This is a genomic window from Paenibacillus sp. NPDC058898, assembly GCF_049316025.1.
Taxonomy (GTDB): Bacteria; Bacillota; Bacilli; order Paenibacillales; family Paenibacillaceae; genus Paenibacillus_AQ.
The window spans coordinates 545,645-565,861 of record NZ_JBMOSM010000001.1 but is presented as its reverse complement, the minus strand read 5'-3'; the positions used below and the strand labels follow the sequence as shown (position 1 = coordinate 565,861).

Sequence of the window (20,217 nt, the reverse complement as noted above, 5' to 3'; positions counted from 1 at the left end):
AACGCACCTTACAACAACAGCAGCCAATTACTTGCGGCTTCTGTTGTAGAAATATGCACCATTTAGGTTGTAACAGTCGCAGTTTTATAGAAAACTGGTTTAAGACGACAAAAACATACACGCTTAAAAGCCGCGCAACTGCGGACTTTTGTGTTTTAACGATTAAACAAGCAGTTATGGGATCCTGTCGAGGGACAAGAATGCTCCCAAAGAAAGTCGCTATTTTAGCGGCTTTTTTGTTTTATCGGAACAGTTCTTGTCCCGAACCAAAGACAGATCGGTAATTAAGCGAAGTTGCAACGAAGACGGCAAAGTATAAATGTTCTTGTCATCCAAAATCAGCACTGGTTAAAAACGAGTTTGAAAAGTTCCAATAACTGAAGTAACGGTACAAGAAACGGTACAACGGGAGAAAAAGAGAGGTAGCCGTGCTTCTTCGGCAGCTCGATGAACTAACTGGCAGGATATTTCAATCGTTTCTCGAATATTTTCTGAGTTGGGTAATTATATGAAATTTGTGAATATAACGTTATCTGAAAGATACGAAATGATTATTTTTTGAAGGGATGATTAAATTGAAGAAAGGGATATTAGTTTATCTAAATGGAACTTCAAGTTCCGGAAAGACCTCTATATCGACTGAACTGATAAATCAGAAAGAGATTCTTTTTTATCATTTATCAATTGATGATTTTTTTAATAATTACAATGATTTTATTAATAATAAATTTCCAGATGAACCTGCAAGAGAAATAGATCATCAGGTTGTCTCACAAATACTTGATGATTCCATATTCTCAGTGTACCATTCGACAATTAAATTGTTATCAGAAATGGGTTTTAATGTAATAGTAGATACCGTAATCGACAATGACAAGAGGTTTAATGAGTTTCTTGATCAATTTTTCGATCAGCCTACGTTATTTATAGGTGTAAAATGCTCGAAAGAAGAACTCATAAGAAGAGAGCAAACAAGAGGAGATAGACAGATTGGACTAGCAGCTTCACAGTTTAGCAAAGTATATTGCTTTGATGAATATGACCTCGAAGTAAATACCGAAGAGATGAACCCAACAGAATGTGCCGATAAGATATTAAGTTATATTAAGTCCAATAAGGAATACTCGGTATTTAAGAACTTACATAAAAGAAATGTTAGTGTTTCCTAGATGGCGTATCCATCAGATAACACCATATTCAAAACAACCCCCAATCAAATCATTTGTTTGGGGGTTGTTTTGTTTCATTGAATAATCCGGGGAGGTTTTAGAACTTATTATTTGATGATCGAAAATACATATTAGATAAGTATCTAACTGATTGAAACTCGGAGACAATTTGTTGACAATTTGTTCAATAAATGATGATATCTCTGGACTATATTAATAAATATATGAAATTAAAAATTGATTTTCGTATTGTTTTGGAGAAGAAAAATCGAAGTACACGGAGGTACAAAAAATGAAGAAAAAAAGCTAATAATAGAACACTCTGTTGTAAATTCAGTGAAAGTTGGAGGTATGGAAAATCTATGATCGTATCTTTTAAAGAAACAAAAATGGTACTCGTCTTGCTCATTTTGTTAGTAACAATTACAGGATGCTCCGAAAAAATGCCTGTATCGTCAAATGAAGACCATTTTTCAACTAATCCACCTCAAAATACATCCCCCACAACTGAGACCGGGAATGAAACACCACTTGCCGAAGTGACGAACATACCAACAAACCCACCAGTTGAGTATGATCCTGCCTGGCCGGATCGAACGGCGAGTTCTTCTAACGGGCATCTTGTGAATAGTTGTGTTCCAGATGAGTTACGTGATAAAGCAACTACATTGACAACCAGTGATGGGGTGTATCTGTCAGCACTTGTGCTTGGTAGCGGAAATAAAGGAGTGCTGCTTGCACACGAGCAAGGCTATAGCATTTGCTCTTTTCTTGACATGGGAACTGAACTGGCTGATAGTGGATATCTGGTTGTTATTCCTGAATATCGTAATCACGGTGCCTCACAGAATTCTCCAGAGGATAATCAGAATATAGATCGTGATGCAGATGCAGCCTTAAGCGAACTCAAACGATTGGGTGCACAAAAAGTGTTTTTGGCAGGAGCATCATGTGGCGGTAGTACAGCAATCATTGCAGGCGTTCGTCAAGAGCTGCCTATTGAGGGGCTCATTATTCTTTCTTCTCCTGCACAATGTGGGCCCCATGATGCAACACCAAGTGTCGAAAAGATTAAAGCACCATCCTTGTTTGTTTTTTCACCTGGTGATTATGGAGGCTCAATTGAAAAAGAAGTGCGCAAATTATTTCAAGCATCCGGAGCAACTGATAAAGAGCTAATTGTGGATGAGAGTGGTTATCACGGAACAGATATGTACCATAAGGGAGAGCGCGGTGATGCATTAAAGTCCAAGCTCATTGACTTTGTGAAAAAGGAATTTAATTAAAGTAAACTCAAAATGAGGGTGTTTAATCTGAGGCGTCCGTGTTGGTCGGCATTTTCTCTTGTATCCTACGTTCAACAAAATCATCAAGTTGATTTAATTGACTTGAATACAACGCACCTTACAATAACAGCAGCCAACTACTTGCGGCTGCTGTTGTAAAAATATGCACCTTTAGGTTGTAACAGTCGCAGTTTTATAGAAAACTGGTTTAAGAGCTCACAGAACAAATCTAACTTCCTTACTGTCGGGGGACAAGAACATAGTCCCATTGAGAGTCGCTATTAGCGGCTTTTTTTGTTTTATCGGTACAAGTTCTTGTCCTGACATGGATGAATATACCTCCGCCAAGCGCCGCCTGTTGGATTCAGATTTCTGACGACTTTGCCGTCTTAAACGGCGATAATCCGGCGACTGCCGCATCGCGTGGGAGGGGGCGGAGCAACGGGCAGTAGAATTCAATTTCGTGTTAAAATAAATTGTGGAATAGTTACCCATATGGATTTGGAGGAATGCTCGTGGCATGGCCAACTCATATTGTTGCTTGAAAATGGTTTAAATACAGATTAAAGCAATATAATTATTTTTAATTTTCATAAGAGGATTTATTTTCAGTGGTTGTTCATGTTTAAGGGAGGTGAAAAATAGCTATGCGTAAAAAAGATAGGAACGTAACAGGTATTGTATTGGCCGTAATTTACTGTGTCGTTCTTTTTGAGATTTTAATAGATGCACCGCCTGGTGAAGCTCCAAATAATCCGCCTTGGGCATACGCAATGATTCCACTTGGATCTGTTGCAATCACCTCTCTCTTTGATTATGTGATCAAGTTCGATTTCTTCAAAAAAAAGAAAGAGTGAAGGGAGTGTTACAAATGACCGGAACCGGTACGTACATGTGCCAGGGGAAAAGTAGATGTTCCCTTTGAAAGTCGCTATTAGCGGCTTTTTTTGTTTTTACGGTACAAGTTTTTGTCCCGAGCCAAGGACAAGAACTTGTACCGATTGCCGTAATGGACAAGAACATGAGCCGATTACCGATTAGATAAGCATCTAACTATGTTTCCATGCAATTTCATTTAGCTAACGGGAACGCAATCCAGACTAAAATACTCCATTTGTGATTAGCAATCCATAAGAAACAACCAAGCTGAAATGTCCTATAATATAGTTAATGTAGATATCTCTATGAACAAAGGAGAACTGAAAATGAGAAAACTTGTTCTATTTTTGCACGCATCGCTTGACGGTTTTGTAGAAGGGCCGAACGGTGAAATGGACATTGGCTGGGTTTCTTACGATGCTGATTTGGAGAAGCACGCGAAAGAAATTCTAAGTACTGCCGACACTGTAATTTGGGGACGTGGGACTTATCAGATGATGCACAGTTACTGGCCATCTGTGCCTTCGAACCCATCAGCCTCGCAGCATGAAAGGAATCATGCCGAGTGGATCGAAAAGACAGCCAAAATCGTTTTTTCCACGACGCTGGAGAAAGTCGAATGGAACAATTCCAGACTGGTGAAAGAAGATGTCGAGGAAGAGATCAAGAACCTCAAACAGCAGCCAGGCAAGGATATGGTCATCCTCGGCAGTCCTAGGTTCGCACACTACCTTATGCAGCTTGATTTAATAGATGAGTATAAAATTACGGTTTCTCCCGTCCTGATCGGCAGCGGGTTGCCGTTATTCCAAGGTCTCAAGGAGAAGATCGATCTTAAACTTATCGAAAACAAGACATTTGATTCTGGAGCCTTAGGCCTCGTTTACCAGACGGTTAGATGACCTTGTCTCCAAAAGTAGATTACGCTAACGGGATACGATATCTCAATGAAGACGTTGAAGTTAGCCGACTCCAAAGCCGGCTAACTTTTTCGATATCTATTGCCAATCACAACTTGCTATTGAACTGAATCTGTTGGGGGACTAAAACATAATCCCATAGAAAGTCGCTATTTTAGCGGCTTTTTTATTTTATCGGACCAAGTTCTTATCCCAAGCCAAGGACAAGAACTTGGTCCGATTGCCGTAAAGGACAAGAACATAGTCCGCCGATTACCGATTAGATAAATATCTAACTATGTTTCCATGCAATTTCATTAAGCTAACGGGCAGATTAATTGAAGATCAAAACACGGAGTATCGTACCATAAGTAACGGCACGTTTTTTTCGGGAATCGTCTATGTGTTCATCCATCCGTAGCTTACGAGCATAGCTCCTGAAGATGGCGGGTGATGATCTGCTCAACGGTCTCCGGTGTGTATAGCTCCGGGCGGAGCAATGCGAGTATCGTCAAGCCTTCGACAATCGAGGCCAATCTTAATGTTTCGAGTTGAATGTCCACTGAAGAGGGGAGAAGCTTCGCCTTAGCTAGAATTTCAAGGACAGCTTTAGTCAGGTAGTGGAGTCCGTCCGTGAGCTCGTCTTTTTTAGCTTGTAATGCCAAACTCGTGAGGGATCGGATGGCGAAGATCCACCAAACGCCGACGGCAGTTCGTTTTTCCTCATCCAAAGGAAGCAGTTGTAACAGAATTTCCCTCGCAGCCTTCATCGGAATAGGGCTTATTTCCAGGCGCTCTTCCGCTCTGGCAACTCCTCTTGTCAAATAATAGTCTACGATAAATAGCAACAGTTCGTCCTGTGTTGAAAAATAATGCCGCAATGCGCCGGGTGACAACCCTGCTGCAGCTGCAACGGCACGGATTGACGCATGTTCAACCCCTTTTTCCTCAATGATATTCCATGCTGATTCGGCGATTAGTTTTCTCTTTTGAGCGTGGTCCACGACTTTCGGCAACGGTAAACGCCCCCTTGTCTTATTTAGCACACTGCATTAAAATAATTAATACAGTGTGTTATTTAGAATTTATTCAGTTATATCGCATCGCAGTTATAACGTCAATAGTACTGGGCTTTGACTTGATTGACGGGAGGGGATTCAATGCAAGAAGAAATCGATGGAGTTTTTCGTTTTCGTTCCACCTGTAATAGTTGCAGAAGAGAGTTTTATGTCATTGAGGGGACTCAAGCTTACGACCGTGTGAAACGAAATTTCAAAGGAATGCATTACTGCGAAGATTGCAAAAACAGGATCGAACTTGAAGCCCGACTGCAGTTAGGAAGACGACTGTTGACCGGCAGAGATTAGGTTTCAAGACAGAAGGGGCCATCCTGAAAAGGATGGCCTGTCGAGGGACAAGAACATGGTCCCATTGAGAGCCGCAATTTTTAGCGGCTTTTTTGTTTTATCGGTACAAGTTCTTGTACCGATTGCCGGAATGGACAAGAACATAAGCCGAGGTTACCGATTAGATATATATTTAATAAATTAACGGCCGTTAATTCATTAAGCTAATAGGCAGAATTAAATGGAGGGACTCGTAAACAAAATAACACATCCATCACCAGAAACTTAATTTTATCTTCTAACTCATCTATGGGACTACTGACATACTGTTGGCAGTAGGGGGCTTGTATAATCAAGACATCCAAAGTGAGAGTGAGGTTATTTACATGACTCTATAATGAAACGAATGGATCGCCGATGCTTATCTCGAGGCGATGGCGGATAACCTACGAGCGAGTTATGAGTAGAGAGCTCTGGCTTTTGAGACAAAAGCTCTAGACACGAATCGTGCGTTATAGTCATGCCGTATAGTTACAAAGAGCTTCCATTGACATGTGCATTGTATTGGCGGTTTCCTTGAAAGGATCCCTGGAGAAGTATCCAAATCTATCTGTGATTGTTTTTTACTCAAGTCAGTATTACAACATAACAACCCCATATAACAAAGGAGGACATTAACATTATGTCAGCAATTGGACCCGACTTCATTTCACTTCAAGTGAGTAATCTTGAAAGCTCTGCAGAATTCTATCAAAACTATCTTGGACTGGTTCGCTCACAGGCAGGGCCACCTCATGCTGTAGTCTTTGAAACAAAGCCTATTGCATTTGCTCTTCGTGACCTGTTGCCTGAAACAGAACTCGGTTCAGGTAATCAGCCTGGACTTGGTGTCGCTCTGTGGCTTCATGCCCCCAATACGCAAGAAATCCACGACAAGCTTATTGCAGCAGGCGTAAAGATTACATCCTCACCAATAGATGGACCATTCGGACGAACTTTTACATTTGCCGACCCAGACGGTTACCTAGTTACCCTTCACAGTAAAGCCTAAACCAATAGTATATCTAGCTTAACAATAGTGATAACTTCTTCTGTCACAGTGAGCCAAATGTTATTACAACATTAAGACCTTATTCCTAAAAGTTGTATTCTCCCCATACGGTAGACAGGAGAAATAATAAATCCTGTTACTGTGTGGGGAGTTTTTTCATATTGACGAATTGTCAAGCTATCAGCAACACTTCTTCCTGGTTATGCTATTTTGTTTTATCAACAGGTTCACGAACATATGCGTCTTCAATGCTATCGTATTGTTATACAACATATGGATTTGGTTTGAATGACAGACTCATTCTTTAAAATAGGGCGTAATCCCTCTTGTATATAGGTTCTCCACTAACTTGAAAAATTCTTCTGACGATAAATCCTTTTGACGCTGGAGCCAAAGACGGAATAAAGAAAGGGAAGTTGTCAGGTAAAACTCAATTAAGTATGGCGTTAAGGAATGGTTTTGCGGAACGTTTAATTCTAATTGATCCAAAGTGATTTCTTTTTTTAAGCGTTTTAAAAAACGGGCACTTCCATAATCGCCCAAAAGGGCACTAAGAACCAGGAGATGTTCTCTTTTGTCCAGACAATAGAGCGTATCTTGAACCATATGCATCGATAGCTCTTTATTCGCCAATTCTTTTTTTATGTCATTCAATAAGTCATTTTCAACAGAGTCTAACAATTCGTAAATGTCAGTAAAGTATTGATAAAAGGTGCTGCGGTTATATCCTGACTTATTCGCAATTTCCTGAACCGAAATTTGCTCAATCGGCTTTTGGCTGTATAACTCACAAAAAACTTTTACAAACTTTTGTCTTGTTTTCTCCGTTATTTGGGGTTGCTTTTTCATGTTTCCCTCCTACTAGCGAATAAGAATATCATCCGACAAATAATAAAAAACTGATGGTTGATCAAGGAATAATAAAGATTTATGATCACATCATACAACATGTTGTCTGATAATCAAAAGGAAAAGTTAATAAGTAGGGGTGGTTTTAATGTCAGCAAAACAAGATAGAATTTTAATTTTTGGTGCAGGTGTCATCGGGAGCATGTACGCAATTAAACTTATTGAAGCAGGGTTTGACGTTACCCTGTTTGCACATTCTAATAGATTTAAATCATTAAGAGAAAATGGCCTGCAATATAAAGAAAAAGGTACAGTTAGATCGATACAAGTGAATGTCATTGATACGCTTGAAAATGACGATGTATACGATTTTATTTTCGTTACCGTTCGTTATGATCGGTCCGAATCAGCGTTGTTAGCACTAAAAGATAATCAAAGCAAAAATATAGTTACGATGACTAGTAATTCAATTGGATTTTCTTCGTGGCTGGATATCGTAGGGGATAGACTTTTACCGGCTTTTCCCGGCTTCGGCGGACAGATTAAAGATGGAGTATTGCATCCTCGATTTCTACCAAAGATTATAGCGGCAACGGCATTTGGAGAAATTAATGGTGTAGTGGCAGAACGCATAGAAAACCTCGCAAAATTATTTAAAACAGCAAAGCTTCCCTACGTTATTAAAAAGGATATGCAAGCGTATCTAATCACACATTCCGTATCAGACATTGCTATGTTGAGCGTTTTGCATTCTGAAAATAAGATAATTGACAAAAAAACAGCCAGAACCAGAAAGACGGCACGCAAAATAACAGTCACTTTAAAAGCGTATCTAAAGGCAATACAAAAAGCTGGCGTTTCAATTGATCCACCCATGCTTAAAATGGTGCTTAAATTTCCAAACTTATTTTTGGATCTTTTCTTTATGACATGGCTAGGAACTAAAATGGTTAGCGATATGATGTTGCCGGATTATGCGAATAATGCTAACAATGAGATTGTGCAGCTGAGTAATGATTTAATGAAATTTTTAAGTCAAAATAATATCAAATCGGAAATACATGTTCAGTAATTTTTTTGTTAAAATATTATGGTAGTTCATATGAAAATCGAAATATTATTTATATGGAGATAATCAAAGATCTTTTCCGACTCCATTAGAAGCTATTTATCATGAAACGGAAGATAAGGAATGGATTTCTGTTAAAGAAGTATTTGCCAGTTCGAAAGTAACTCCAATATTTGGTAGTATTTATATTGAAGTATACATTGTAATTAGCAGCCCTAATATAAGTGGTAAACTTGCTGTCGGGGGACAAAAACATAGTCCCATTGAAAGTCGCTATTTTAGCGGCTTTTTTGTTTTATCGGGACAAGAACTTATACCGATTGCCGTAAAGAACAAGAACATGGTCCGATTACCGATTAGACAAGTATCTAATTATGTTTCCATGCAATTTCATTAAGCTAACGGGCAGAATAACGCAACGAACAGAGGTTGCCTGCGTCTATATTCTCAATTGGAAAAATATGAAGGGATTGAACAAAGAAAAAATGAAAACATATTCTCATAAGCCTGAAGGATACGAATGCCCATTTTGCTGTGTTAATATGGGAACTAAACAGAGAGATATCATTTACCAGAATGAATATGTAACGGCATTTATAGCGAGCAAATGGTGGCCAAACAATAAAGGACATGTTCTTGTTGTTCCTAATCAACATTTCGAGAACATTTTTGAACTCCCTGCGGTTTATGCTGTTGAAATTCACCGTGCGGCTCAGCTTACCGCTTTTGCAATGAAAAGTACATATAGATGTGATGGGATTTCTACGCGGCAACATAATGAGCCTGCCGGCAATCAAGACGTGTGGCATTATCATCTCCATGTTTATCCTAGATATGTGAATGATCAACTTTATCTGACAAAGGGTTCTCAGACCGATCCAGATGAACGCGCTTACTATGCTGATAAGTTGCGTTCTTGGATAAAGGAAAACATTTAAGGTCTAAGAGGAGCGAATGATAACCACAGTAGGAGATAAACCTGAGATTACGTGGGCCTTTCTAAAGGATTGGGGAAAAATAAGATTCTCTTTTAAGCTAACGGGAAACGATAGCTCAATAGAAGACAAGAGAAGGAGCCGTTTACGAGATTGGCTGCCTTTGTTAATGTCGAACGACAAGAACATATAGACATTGAAAGCCGCATAAGTTGCGGTCTTTTTGTTTTAAGTATATAAGTTCTTGTTCTAGCTCAATGACAAGAACTTATATACTTTACCGAATAGATGATTATCTAAGGTCAGGTGCGATCGCACCTTATTAAGCTAACAGGCAGTTTAGCGCGAAAATTTGATGAAATGAATTTGAATGTACTTACAAATAAAGTGTTAGTGTCAGGTGACAAAAAAATAGTAACAATAGAAGCCGCTGATTATGCGGCTTTTTATATTTATTATCAAGTCCTGTCAAAACACAATGACAAGAACTTGATAACATTCCCGACTGATGACAAGAACATGGTTACATTCCCGATATGATTTCATCGACGGTGGCAGACGCCTTTTTATTAAACTAACGGGCAGTATAGTTTGATAACTGTATAGGCAAAATAGCCAAAATTAATGGAGGATATTTCTCATGTGGTGGAGATGTATTATTTTGATTTGGGCCATAGGGGTAATCAACTTTACAATAATGGATGGTGTTGATGCTTACATCGATGAATCACCAACTATGAATAATGTCGACATTCAACATAAGAGCTTGGAAGAAGTTATGGATTTCCGTTGTCCATGGTATGATGTAATAAAAATTGGGATGAACTACGGTATTCACGCGCAGAGAAATTACGATATCCATATTCCTGGCGGATCTCTTCGAAATGTTCGCATCTGGTTGGGTCCAGTTGGGCATACAGAGAATAGACTTCTGGATCAACATCAATTTGCTTGGCTATGTAACGTAAGACAGTCTCAGGAATATCTATCACATCGAACAATGACCAACCAGGATACCGTAGAGTACATAACTGTACAGCGAAGCCCAAACGAGATTTTGTACTAGCTGTACGGAAAGATAATAATTCTGAATACGTCGCAAAACATGTTTATCTCTTGAAATGGCTTACCAAAACGCTAGGGTACTTGCTAAACCAGACAATGAATGGTTAAAACCACTTTAAATGACGATGAAAATCTATACAACTGAGAAATGCCGGTAATCCTTCGCATACAGGATACCGGCATTTTTTCTGTCAATCAGAGCTCAGCGTACAAAACAAAATCCCGCCATTGTCGGGAACGGTGGAAACCTTAGAGTTCCGAACATAGTGATGGCTCCTTTTAGAAAAGAGGGGTTTCACAAGCCAACAGCCTTTTCAGACAGATCTAGACTTTCTGTTTGCTGCGCAAGGGACACTTCCTGCCAACCTGCGCCCAACGCTTTGTAGAGTGAGATAGCGCCGCGTACTTCGCCCCGTTGACTCAGCGCTAACGTATCACGGGCCTGATTGGCCGTGCGCTGGGAGATGAGTACCAGGAGATAGGAGCTCAGGCCAGCGCGATAGAGCCGGGTCGTACGATCGAGTGCCTTCTGACTGTCAACAACCGCTGCGGACAGCCACTGCCGCGGCGCATGACAATGTCGTTAAATGCAACTAGCTTGACAATGACCGATGTCGGCACAGATTCCGTTAGGCACGAAGAACAACCCAACAACGGCCCAATTGCTTTAAAGCAACAAACTCCTTAAGGTGCTAGCATTCCCATGCCAACGGCGCTGTTCGGATCATCATGTTCGCCTGTAGCAAATGCTGCCCCTTCAATATGATAGACCCTCGGTTCTTCCGAAAAATATTCCTGTAAGACCATCATGAACATCCGATGGTCTTCACTCGCTTCGAAGCCCGGCGTATGATCCTCGAGTGATTGCCATCGCACGATTAGATGGAATAGCTGGGGTGTTTCGATCCCTTGGGCGAGGAAGTGACCGCCGTAACCCTTTGCGCGGCGGAGCGACCTCGGCAAATGCACGTCTGAACGTTTCAATGTGTTCATTGTGAACGGGGAGTAGAGCGATCTCGTAAATCATGGCGTTCCTTTAAAATGAGCTGACGGTCCGACTGCAATCGCGATTTTTCCTTGAACACCGTTGTTGGGACTCTCCAGCCGGGCATGGGCGAGCGGAATGTCGGCAAGCGAATAGACGGCGCCAACGTGTGGCCGCAGTTGACCGCGCTCTATTAATGTGCTCAACTCATCAAGTTTGCCGCGGTTTTGTCTTGTGAAAACGAAATGATAACTCGCGTTCTTGCCCCAGGCCTCAATGACGTTTTGTGGCTGTGCAATGTCCACGATCGTGACAACGCGGCCAAGTTGTGCGAGCACGTCGGGGCTGCGCGACAATGTGTTGCCGCCGATGGTGTCGAACACGACATCGACTCCGCGGCCACCCGTTTCCCGCATGATGGTGTCGACATAATCCTCCTTTTTGTAGTCGATGACCACATCTGCACCCAAACTTCGTGCGAACTCAAAGTTTGCTTCGCGTACAGTCGTGAACACCCTTGCTCCCATGGCTTTTGCGAGCTGGATCGCCACATGACCGACTCCTCCCGCGCCGCCGTGTACTAGAATGCTTTCCCCCACTCTTAGCGCCGCACGCTCGATCAGTGCTTCCCACACCGTCCCGCCAACCAAGGACAGGCTTGCCGCCTCAAGATGGCTCAGCGAGGTAGGCTTCTTCCCAATAATGCTTTCGGCAGCAACGTGGTACTCGGCATAACTTCCTGGTCCGTCAAATATTTGCGGGGTGTACCAGACTTCGTCTCCTGGAGAAAAGTTCGTCACACCCGGCCCGACTTCTTCGATAACGCCAGATACGTCGTGTCCGGTAATGGCCGGTAGTTGCACCAAATCGGGATAATCGCCACGTCGGACCTGGTAATCCAACGGATTGATGGAGGTTGCATGTACCCGGACCAGGACTTGTCCCGTGTGCGGCACAGGCTTGGAAACGTCGCAAAGTTCGAACGATTCTGGGCCGCCAAATTTTTTAAGTATTATCGCTTTCATTGCAAATCCTCGTTTCGGCGTGAATTTTTGATATTACGTGGTAGAAAAATTACAACTAATTCCCTATGATCTCGGCAAGAGCACTGATAGTTTCTTCGTTCCTCTTGTAGTAGGTCCACTGACCGATGCGCCTGACTTCGACCAAGCCACTCGTTGCAGAGTTGCAAGATAATCAGACACCGTTGACTGCGACAGTCCGACGCCTTCTTGAAGTAGTATCCAGATTAAATTACTTGGTTTTTCTGCATTACTTATATGAAAGGGAGTTTTTAAAAGGGTTTTAATTGGAATAGGAACATTTTAAATGGTTTTGATTATGAAATTACTTCAAGAATCTCAGACATGCTTTGTCTTGTCTTAGGAGGTTGAACCTCATCTCGGTATCCAAAAGAAACCATAAAAGAAATACCATATTCAGACGTGTCGAGTACACCAATTTCTGAGAAATATTGTTCTGCTTTTTCGTGGTTAAAGCCTTCAATTGGACAGCTATCAATGCCAAGAAAAGCAGCAGTTGTCATCATATTAGCAAGAGCTAGATAACTTTGTTTTGATGACCAATCAAATAAAGCACGTGGATTATTTAACAACTTAAAATCATTTTCTTGGAATTCTTGGAAAAAGTGAAGGTGTCTTTTCTTTTCCTCTAAAGTGCTACCCCATACATCTTCTATAATATGTTTCACAAGTGGACTATCGACAGTAATATTTTTCTTAATCAATCCAATTACGAAGTGACTTGCACCATTTAAAGAGTTAACTGCGCCCCAGCTAAATGGTTTTAAATCTTCACGGATTTTCTCGCTATTTATAAGTAAAAACTTCCAAGGTTCAAATCCAAAAGAGCTTGGGGATAATCTTGCTGCTTCCATAATTGTGTTAAAATCTTCATCACTAACTTTTTTCGTGCTGTCGAATTTTTTTGTAGCATAACGATAGCGGTGTGCTTCTAGAATTTGTTCGTTTTTTTTTTCATTTTAATTCCCCCTCAAGTTGATATGTGTCATACTAACACATGATTTAAAGTGGTTGAAGTACGCAAAATTTTTATATATAATATATAAAAACTACCGTTAGTATAAAAAGTATACTTTATTAGAGGTGCAATTATGAATATTGATGAATGTGAAGGTCGTACCTGTTCAGTAGCAGTTACGGTTAAATTAATTAGTGGGAAATGGAAACCTGTCATTCTATATTATTTATTAGATGGGAAACTTCGGTTTAATGAATTGCAATCACGCTTATCAGGAATCACACATCGAGCATTAACCCTTCAGCTTCGTGAGTTAGAAAAAGACGGTTTAGTCTCTAGAACGATATATCCTGTAATTCCACCTAAAGTAGAGTATCAACTAACTGATTTGGGGCATTCAATGAAGGCTATTATTCTTGCGATGTATGATTGGGGGAGTGATTATCAAAAGATGCAAGCAAAGAATACTCCAGTTAGCAAAGAGGTATAGTGATGTGAAAACATGGGTAAGTGTCCCAGTAATAGTAAATAAGTTGAATCAGTTTCATAAACTTTATATCAACGTCATTTATTATGGAAGAGATATTCCAACAAGTCGTAATTGCATCATGGGAAAAGCACTTTATTACGGACGATACGATTGCCATTACGAGATCAAGCTCCAAGAAAAAAAACATTCTGGTACCTCCTAAAAAACGTGCTCGCAAAGCGAAACATGAGTGTGAAGCTTGGTTACTGCAACAACAGTAAGAAGAGAAGAAAAAATCCATCCTTGAGAAAATAACATCGAAAAGCAGTCGTCGAGAGAGGGAGTATTCGGACAGTATAAATAATAATTGGTATGACAAAGGTTCATGGCGTTAAACGTCATGAGCCTTCTTCTTTTTTTCCCGATGATCTTTGGTGACTCCCCATCTGATAACCTACATACAGAACGATCGATCTAGATTTCGCTGAGTGGTACGGTCGTTAATAAAATCATAGATGAGGTGCGTAGGTATGCAGGAATATCAACTTACTTTGAAAGATGAGCGAATTGTATGGGGGAAGGATATTGAGTCTCTTATTGGCAAGTATCCTAGCGACTCCATCAGATCGGGCTTGATTCCTCTCCAGCCGTAGTAGCAGTATGGATGGAATCAAACCATTTTCATCATCTTTGGTGCAGCAGCGCTGCATGAGTGGCTAACGGAGAACATTAGCATAAACGGGCAACAGGCTTCCGAAAAATCGGAAGCCTGTTCAACTAACATTTTTATTAGAAAATCATTAATAGGATTGCAAGAAACAATGGATACTAAGTGGGATCTGGTATAAGGAACAGAACATTGGATCAATCGTTTCATTGAAATTTTAGTTTGTTTTTAAGAATTGTTGAATAAGCTCGCTGATCTCTTTAGCATGTGTTTCGAGAGCGAAATGCCCAGTATCAAGTAAATGGACTTCCGCAGATGGAATATCACGCTTATAAGCTTCAGCTCCAGCAGGGAGGAAGGCAGGATCATTTTTACCCCATACGGCTAAAAGTTTAGGTTGATACTTACGGAAATAAGCCTGAAAATCAGGATAACGATCCACATTTGTTCGATAATCAAGAATCAAGTCCAGTTGGATTTCTTCAGCTTCCGGGCGCGACATGTAGGCAATATCCAAGGAATACCCGTCTGGTGAAACAAGGGTGGCGTCAGCTCCATGTAGATACTGAAAGTTGCGAATGGTTTCGGGGGCCAAGGAATCGCGGCATGCTTCACGATTTTCAGGTGTCGGAGAGTGCCAATACGTCTCCCAGGATCCCCATGCGTCACTAAATCCCTCAATATAGGCGTTTCCATTCTGACTAATAATTGCTTGAACTCTTTCCGGATGAGCAACTGCCAAACGATACCCAACAGGTGCACCGTAATCAAATACATAAAGTACGTACTGTTTGAGAGCTAATGCTTCAGTAAAGCCTTCAATAACTTGGAACAAGCTGTCAAACGTAAATTTAAATTGACTGCGCGGTGGAGTTGTTGTATGACCGAATCCAGCGAGATCAGGGGCAATGACACGGTATTGTTCTGCCAGTTTGGGAATTAGGTCGCGAAACATATGACTTGAAGACGGAAAACCGTGTAGTAATAAAATAACTTGACCGTCTTTAGGGCCAGCTTCACGATAAAAAACTTCGACTTCTCCAACCTTTTGCTGATGATAACTAATCTTCATTTTTACATCTCCTTCTGAATATTTTTATGTTTCCTTGATTTGATGGTGTTATGGTAATTGGTTTTGAACTACGGTTATCGTATAATAAAAATACATATTTGACTAACGAATAAATCGAATATCTACTATTTCAAATTGAAATATTGAAAGGTGATCGATGTGATAGATTCATTAGAAGGGCGTTTTATTCTGGCGTTTATTGCCTTACTTGAAGAAAAAAGTTTCAGTCGAGCTGCGGATCGCTTAGGTTATGTTCAATCTACAGTAACAACTCATATCCAACACTTGGAGAAAATTAGCGGACAAAAATTGTTTCACCGATATCCACGAGGGATAGAACTTACGGAAGCGGGAAAGATATTTTCCAAATATGCATATCAGTATGTTCACTTAAGTCAATCCCTTAAAGAAAGTATGAACGAACTGGATCAACCAAGCGGAACGATACGCATTAGAACACAGGAATCATTTTTTCTTACACGTATGCTTCCCTTTGTTCAGGAATATACGAGAAATTATCCAAGTGTAAATTTGCGTATTGAACAAGGATCGCATCAAGACATCTTAAAAGGTGTACTGAATTATGAGTTGGATTTTGGGATTGTTCCTCAAAATCCGAATCGCCAAGATATTCTTTTTTATCCAATTATGGAAGAGACGATCGTTTTTGCTGCATCTGAGGATATAGCTCGGAAAGTGGAACATGCGGGAGTTCAGATTCTAAATGATGAACTTTTTATCAGTAATGGCACATCTTGTTTATATCATACGACTGCTGTAGATGTTTTAAAAGATGCCGGGGTTATGATTAAAGATGCGTTAGAGCTATCAAGTCTTGAGATGATAAAACAATATGTAAGCTGTGGAAAAGGTTTTGCCTTAGTCCCTGAAATAGCTATCAACAACGAACTAAAGATTGGCAAACTAAAGATTCTTCCGTTTAATTCCAAAATGAGCTTTTCGCATGGTCTAATTGTTCATAAAAATCGTGAGCTTAGTTTTACTGCAAAAAGTTTTCAATCTGAACTCCTGTGTTTTTTTAATAGGTATATGAGTTAGTGCACATTTTGTCTAAAACTTCGGCAGCTTCTTACTTTTAATAGTAACAATGGTTTCATATCGTTTAAGTTGCTATAATGATCACTCACCATTGGAGTTATTTACGAAGTTGGTAGATAAGACGTAATACAAAATTTTTGCAAATCCTATTTAACTTTTCCGACTCCATTAGAAGCTATTTATCATGAAACGGAAGATAAGGAATGGATTGCTGTTTAAGAAGTATTTTCCAGTTCGAAAGTACATGATAGATACGTTTGTCGAGGGAAAAGAACTTGTGCCGATTGCCGAAAAGGACAAGAACATGATCGAATTAACGATTAGATAAGTATCTAAATATGTTTCATTAAGCTAACGGGCAGATTTGCTCAATGGCGTGGGGCAAACTCACATAATTCTAATTATTTATTGGGTACTTTTTATTTTATTGCCTTTCAATTAGAATATATTAGACCATAATTGAAACTTAATTCCATCAAATGAAACTCAGCTGTTTTTCCAATACTTACATCAGGCAATAGGAGAGGAGGAGTTTCATGCAAACCATTTTGGATACGCACTTACACATCACAGAGTCATGTTTTCTTGTAATAGAGAATCAAGGATTCGATCAAAACTATCGGATTGATTCGTTGCTAGCGTTATCAAACAAGAAAGCAGTCGATCAACGTGATCACATACCTTTGTTCAACAAACCGGCAGGATAGTTCGAATATCAATCGCTGCGTAATGCGATTGAAAGAGGGATTTTGCCACTATTTTGGCATAGGTTATTTCAGCGAAGAGATGGGGAAAAAATGGGGAATAATCAAGAGTGAATTTCTTTTAACAACTAACCAAAGACCGAACCTTATATACATTAACAAGTTTTAATTCGAATTTTCGAGGGTGATTTTTATCAAAATTTTCATCGAAGTAATAGACAATACAGAAGAAGAGGAGATCCGCATCAGGTGTCACCAAGTAGACGAAGAAATACATAAGCTCGTTAATAAAATAAAAACCGAAACACTCATTATACTTGGTTATCATGAGGATAAGATCAGCCGCATTAAAATTAGTGATATTTATTATTTTGAAGCTGTTGACGGAAAAGTGTTTGCGTATTGTAAGAACAACGTTCATGAAGTCAAACAAAAGCTTTATGAACTGGAGGAACTTTGCAAAGAGAATCATTGTTTTCGCGCTTCCAAATCCACCATTCTAAATATAGCCAAAATTTCCAGTATTCATCCGTCGATCAGCGGCCGTTTTCAAGCATTATTGGATAACGGGGAGAAGGTAGTCATATCACGGCAGTATGTGCCAATGCTTAAACACATACTTGGATTATAAAAGGGGGACCTATATGAAGTATTCCGAGCTCATTAAAGAAATGATTAGAGATTTCTTAATTATATTCGCCTCCATCATTATAATCATCACTATTTTGCGGCAAATCTATGCTCCTGATGCAAGTTTCGAATTAAATACGATTTTTACAATTATGGCTTTCTCTTTTCTGGGTGCTTTGACCGGAATCATTTTATATACGCCGCATGCGATTAGCGAGAATAAAATGCGCCTTCGAGTGATTTTACATTTCTTTTTTCTGGAAACTCTATTAATTTCTCTGGCTGTCCTATTGAATCTCGTATACGGCACTTTCGACATACTATTATTGGCTTTGGAAATTGCCGTAGTTTACGCTATCGTTCGCCTGCTGACGTATAAGAATGACAAAAAGGAAGCTCAAAAGATCAATGAAAGACTAAAAACATTTAAAAACGAGGTTTAAAAGATATACACAAACCGTTCCTAAATAAAGTCTTATTCGCAGCGTAAGTACAATACTTTGCGTTGTTTTTTACAACCTATTGGCTCTCAGCTACAGCTTATCGTTTATGCGTATACACCTGCTCTTCCATTTATTATGATGAACTCATAAAAAGTTGGAGGAGGAGCAGAGAAGTCTTATGGAGATTTTAATACTTGTTGTTACGTTGGTCTTCGAGCTGGCAATTGCCGTTCATTCCATTGTAACCAAGCAAAGCCCCAGCAAGATAAAGAGTTGGACGAGAATCGCAATGTTTATAGTATTCATGATGCTGAGCTTGGGTAAAGTTGTCGTATGGGAGTACACTTGGGGACTGTTTGCAGGCTTGCTCTTTATATTAGCGTTCAAGGAAATGGTTGCGCTCCTGCGCAAACAAACACACCCCCCGCGTTACAAAGCTTTCTCTACGGTATGGAAATTCCTTTTGTTAGCACTGACCGTAGTCATTACCCTTGTTCCTGTTTTACTTTTTCCACAGCATAGGCTGCCGCAAGTGACAGGTCCGTATGCAGTGGGGACCGCCACTTACAGCTACAAGGACAAGAATCGTATCGAAGAGTTTACGGATCAGAAAGACAATCGGTTTGTTAACGTGGAATTTTGGTATCCTGAACAGGCAGACGGAACCTATCCTTTGCTTGTGTTCTCCCATGGAGCATTCGGTATTAAAACAAGCAATACTTCAACCTTTACAGAACTTGCGAGCCACGGTTATGTCGTCGTTTCGATTGACCATCCCTATCATTCTTTTTATACCGTTTCCGAGGATGGAAAGGTCGTGACGATTAACTCCGAGTACATGCAAGAATTCAACAATGCAAATAAAGGGGTTTATTCGGTTGGTGAGTTTTTCGAGCTTACTCAAAAATGGATGAAATTGCGAACGGATGATATGGATTTTGTCATGGATACGATTCTGGAACAAGCCGAGCAAAAAAAAGATTCTGTATATGAACACATCGATACACAGAAAATAGGCGTGTTCGGTCATTCTATGGGGGGTGCCGCAAGCATAGCACTGAGCAGAGAACGCGATGACATTGACGCCGTAGTAAATATAGATGCTCCGTTCTTTAGCGAGCTTGTGTATGATAAAGTTACAAACGAATTAAAAGCAAAATCCGAAGCTTATACCATCCCGCTTCTTAACGTTTATTCGGATGATGTGTGGATACAGCTCGACAGCAGTTCTTCGTATATCGCGAATAGAATTTCAAATAAAAATTTCAAAGGTGCATACAATGTTCATTTTAAAGGCGCAAAACATTTAAGTTTAACCGATCTGCCTTTATTCTCGCCTATATTGGCAAACCTGTTGCAAGAAGGCCAAGAAGCAGATATCGATAAATATTATGCGATTGAAACACAAAATGAACTTATCCTTCGTTTCTTTGACTATGCTCTAAAGAATCAAGGTCAGTTTTCTCCAAAAGCGACGTATTGAGTATCTGTTCTATAAGTTAGTAAGAAGAATCTGTAATTTGAACCGTATTGATGTAAGGGGGGATATGGAGAAATTTTCAAAGAAGTTAAGAATGAGTGTGAAGAAATGATAACAGAACTGTCGGTGGACAAGAACATGGTCCCTTTGAAAGTCGCT

21 protein-coding genes and 1 pseudogene are annotated in these 20,217 nt (G+C 40.0%); 15 read left to right on the top strand and 7 right to left on the bottom strand.

Features of this window, described 5'->3' with window-relative positions; translation table 11 throughout:
* Positions 1–575: 575 nt before the first annotated feature.
* The 4 genes from ACOZB4_RS02445 to ACOZB4_RS02430 all read left to right on the top strand — a co-directional run bounded on the left by ACOZB4_RS02445 (position 576) and on the right by ACOZB4_RS02430 (position 4,236).
* Complete coding sequence (locus tag ACOZB4_RS02445) at positions 576–1,169, top strand: chloramphenicol phosphotransferase CPT family protein (protein ID WP_379415259.1); 594 nt, start codon at positions 576–578, stop codon at positions 1,167–1,169.
* Positions 1,170–1,531: 362 nt separating this feature from the next.
* Entirely contained in the window at positions 1,532–2,455 is a 924-nt protein-coding gene (locus ACOZB4_RS02440) for an alpha/beta hydrolase (RefSeq protein ID WP_379415249.1), read from the top strand.
* 647 nt (positions 2,456–3,102) lie between these two features.
* Positions 3,103–3,312 (top strand): hypothetical protein, encoded by a 210-nt coding sequence (locus tag ACOZB4_RS02435; protein WP_339264826.1) that lies wholly within the window; start codon positions 3,103–3,105, stop codon positions 3,310–3,312.
* A 348-nt stretch (positions 3,313–3,660) separates the two neighbouring features.
* A complete protein-coding gene (locus tag ACOZB4_RS02430; protein WP_339289960.1) occupies positions 3,661–4,236 on the top strand; it encodes a dihydrofolate reductase family protein in 576 nt (191 codons plus the stop codon).
* A 419-nt stretch (positions 4,237–4,655) separates the two neighbouring features.
* On the opposite strand, the gene ACOZB4_RS02425 is transcribed toward ACOZB4_RS02430, so the two are convergent.
* The gene (locus ACOZB4_RS02425; RefSeq protein WP_339289958.1) at positions 4,656–5,249 is read right to left on the bottom strand and encodes a TetR/AcrR family transcriptional regulator; all 594 of its coding nucleotides are present in this window, start codon (positions 5,247–5,249) and stop codon (positions 4,656–4,658) included.
* Positions 5,250–5,393: 144 nt separating this feature from the next.
* Here ACOZB4_RS02425 and ACOZB4_RS02420 point away from each other — a divergent pair, with 144 nt between their 5' ends.
* On the top strand, positions 5,394–5,600 hold the full coding sequence (locus ACOZB4_RS02420) for a hypothetical protein (RefSeq protein ID WP_379416583.1): 207 nt from the start codon (positions 5,394–5,396) through the stop codon (positions 5,598–5,600).
* A gap of 661 nt (positions 5,601–6,261) precedes the next feature.
* Positions 6,262–6,630, top strand: a complete 369-nt coding sequence (locus ACOZB4_RS02415) for a VOC family protein (RefSeq protein WP_339264818.1) — start codon at positions 6,262–6,264, stop codon at positions 6,628–6,630.
* Positions 6,631–6,927: 297 nt separating this feature from the next.
* Here the strand turns inward: ACOZB4_RS02415 and ACOZB4_RS02410 are convergent, their stop codons facing one another.
* Positions 6,928–7,479 carry a TetR/AcrR family transcriptional regulator gene (locus tag ACOZB4_RS02410; RefSeq protein ID WP_379416580.1) on the bottom strand — a complete coding sequence of 184 codons (552 nt, stop codon included), beginning with the start codon at positions 7,477–7,479 and terminating at the stop codon, positions 6,928–6,930.
* A gap of 148 nt (positions 7,480–7,627) precedes the next feature.
* On the opposite strand from ACOZB4_RS02410, the gene ACOZB4_RS02405 reads away from it, so the two are divergent.
* Together ACOZB4_RS02405 and ACOZB4_RS02400 are read left to right on the top strand one after the other, a co-directional pair.
* Positions 7,628–8,551, top strand: a complete 924-nt coding sequence (locus ACOZB4_RS02405; RefSeq protein ID WP_379416578.1) for a ketopantoate reductase family protein — start codon at positions 7,628–7,630, stop codon at positions 8,549–8,551.
* Between the two features lie 458 nt (positions 8,552–9,009).
* Positions 9,010–9,486 carry an HIT family protein gene (locus ACOZB4_RS02400; protein ID WP_379416576.1) on the top strand — a complete coding sequence of 159 codons (477 nt, stop codon included), beginning with the start codon at positions 9,010–9,012 and terminating at the stop codon, positions 9,484–9,486.
* Positions 9,487–10,265: 779 nt separating this feature from the next.
* On the opposite strand, the pseudogene ACOZB4_RS02395 reads toward ACOZB4_RS02400, so the two are convergent.
* A pseudogene (locus tag ACOZB4_RS02395) lies at positions 10,266–10,538 on the bottom strand (DUF4158 domain-containing protein); the annotation flags it as partial.
* 36 nt (positions 10,539–10,574) lie between these two features.
* On the opposite strand from ACOZB4_RS02395, the gene ACOZB4_RS02390 reads away from it, so the two are divergent.
* Entirely contained in the window at positions 10,575–10,667 is a 93-nt protein-coding gene (locus ACOZB4_RS02390) for a DUF3825 domain-containing protein (protein ID WP_379416588.1), read from the top strand.
* Between the two features lie 565 nt (positions 10,668–11,232).
* Here the strand turns inward: ACOZB4_RS02390 and ACOZB4_RS02385 are convergent.
* From ACOZB4_RS02385 to ACOZB4_RS02375, 3 genes are all read right to left on the bottom strand, one after another.
* Positions 11,233–11,541, bottom strand: a complete 309-nt coding sequence (locus ACOZB4_RS02385; protein ID WP_379416574.1) for an antibiotic biosynthesis monooxygenase family protein — start codon at positions 11,539–11,541, stop codon at positions 11,233–11,235.
* Positions 11,542–11,571: 30 nt separating this feature from the next.
* The gene (locus ACOZB4_RS02380) at positions 11,572–12,558 is read right to left on the bottom strand and encodes a zinc-dependent alcohol dehydrogenase family protein (protein WP_379416572.1); all 987 of its coding nucleotides are present in this window, start codon (positions 12,556–12,558) and stop codon (positions 11,572–11,574) included.
* 314 nt (positions 12,559–12,872) lie between these two features.
* Positions 12,873–13,514 carry an NAD(P)H-dependent oxidoreductase gene (locus ACOZB4_RS02375; protein WP_379416585.1) on the bottom strand — a complete coding sequence of 214 codons (642 nt, stop codon included), beginning with the start codon at positions 13,512–13,514 and terminating at the stop codon, positions 12,873–12,875.
* A 153-nt stretch (positions 13,515–13,667) separates the two neighbouring features.
* Between ACOZB4_RS02375 and ACOZB4_RS02370 the strand changes: the two genes are divergently transcribed.
* Complete coding sequence (locus ACOZB4_RS02370) at positions 13,668–14,024, top strand: winged helix-turn-helix transcriptional regulator (protein ID WP_379416570.1); 357 nt, start codon at positions 13,668–13,670, stop codon at positions 14,022–14,024.
* A gap of 863 nt (positions 14,025–14,887) precedes the next feature.
* Here the strand turns inward: ACOZB4_RS02370 and ACOZB4_RS02365 are convergent.
* Positions 14,888–15,742: an alpha/beta fold hydrolase gene (locus ACOZB4_RS02365; RefSeq protein ID WP_379416568.1), complete on the bottom strand. Its 855-nt coding sequence runs from the start codon at positions 15,740–15,742 to the stop codon at positions 14,888–14,890.
* 159 nt (positions 15,743–15,901) lie between these two features.
* Between ACOZB4_RS02365 and ACOZB4_RS02360 the strand changes: the two genes are divergently transcribed.
* The 5 genes from ACOZB4_RS02360 to ACOZB4_RS02340 all read left to right on the top strand — a co-directional run bounded on the left by ACOZB4_RS02360 (position 15,902) and on the right by ACOZB4_RS02340 (position 20,061).
* A complete protein-coding gene (locus ACOZB4_RS02360; protein ID WP_379416566.1) occupies positions 15,902–16,801 on the top strand; it encodes a LysR family transcriptional regulator in 900 nt (299 codons plus the stop codon).
* A 184-nt stretch (positions 16,802–16,985) separates the two neighbouring features.
* On the top strand, positions 16,986–17,129 hold the full coding sequence (locus ACOZB4_RS02355) for a hypothetical protein (RefSeq protein ID WP_379416564.1): 144 nt from the start codon (positions 16,986–16,988) through the stop codon (positions 17,127–17,129).
* Positions 17,130–17,689: 560 nt separating this feature from the next.
* Positions 17,690–18,136: a LytTR family DNA-binding domain-containing protein gene (locus tag ACOZB4_RS02350; protein WP_379416562.1), complete on the top strand. Its 447-nt coding sequence runs from the start codon at positions 17,690–17,692 to the stop codon at positions 18,134–18,136.
* A gap of 13 nt (positions 18,137–18,149) precedes the next feature.
* On the top strand, positions 18,150–18,578 hold the full coding sequence (locus ACOZB4_RS02345) for a DUF3021 family protein (protein ID WP_379416560.1): 429 nt from the start codon (positions 18,150–18,152) through the stop codon (positions 18,576–18,578).
* A 178-nt stretch (positions 18,579–18,756) separates the two neighbouring features.
* Positions 18,757–20,061: an alpha/beta hydrolase family protein gene (locus tag ACOZB4_RS02340; protein ID WP_379416558.1), complete on the top strand. Its 1,305-nt coding sequence runs from the start codon at positions 18,757–18,759 to the stop codon at positions 20,059–20,061.
* The last annotated feature ends 156 nt before the right edge of the window (positions 20,062–20,217 follow it).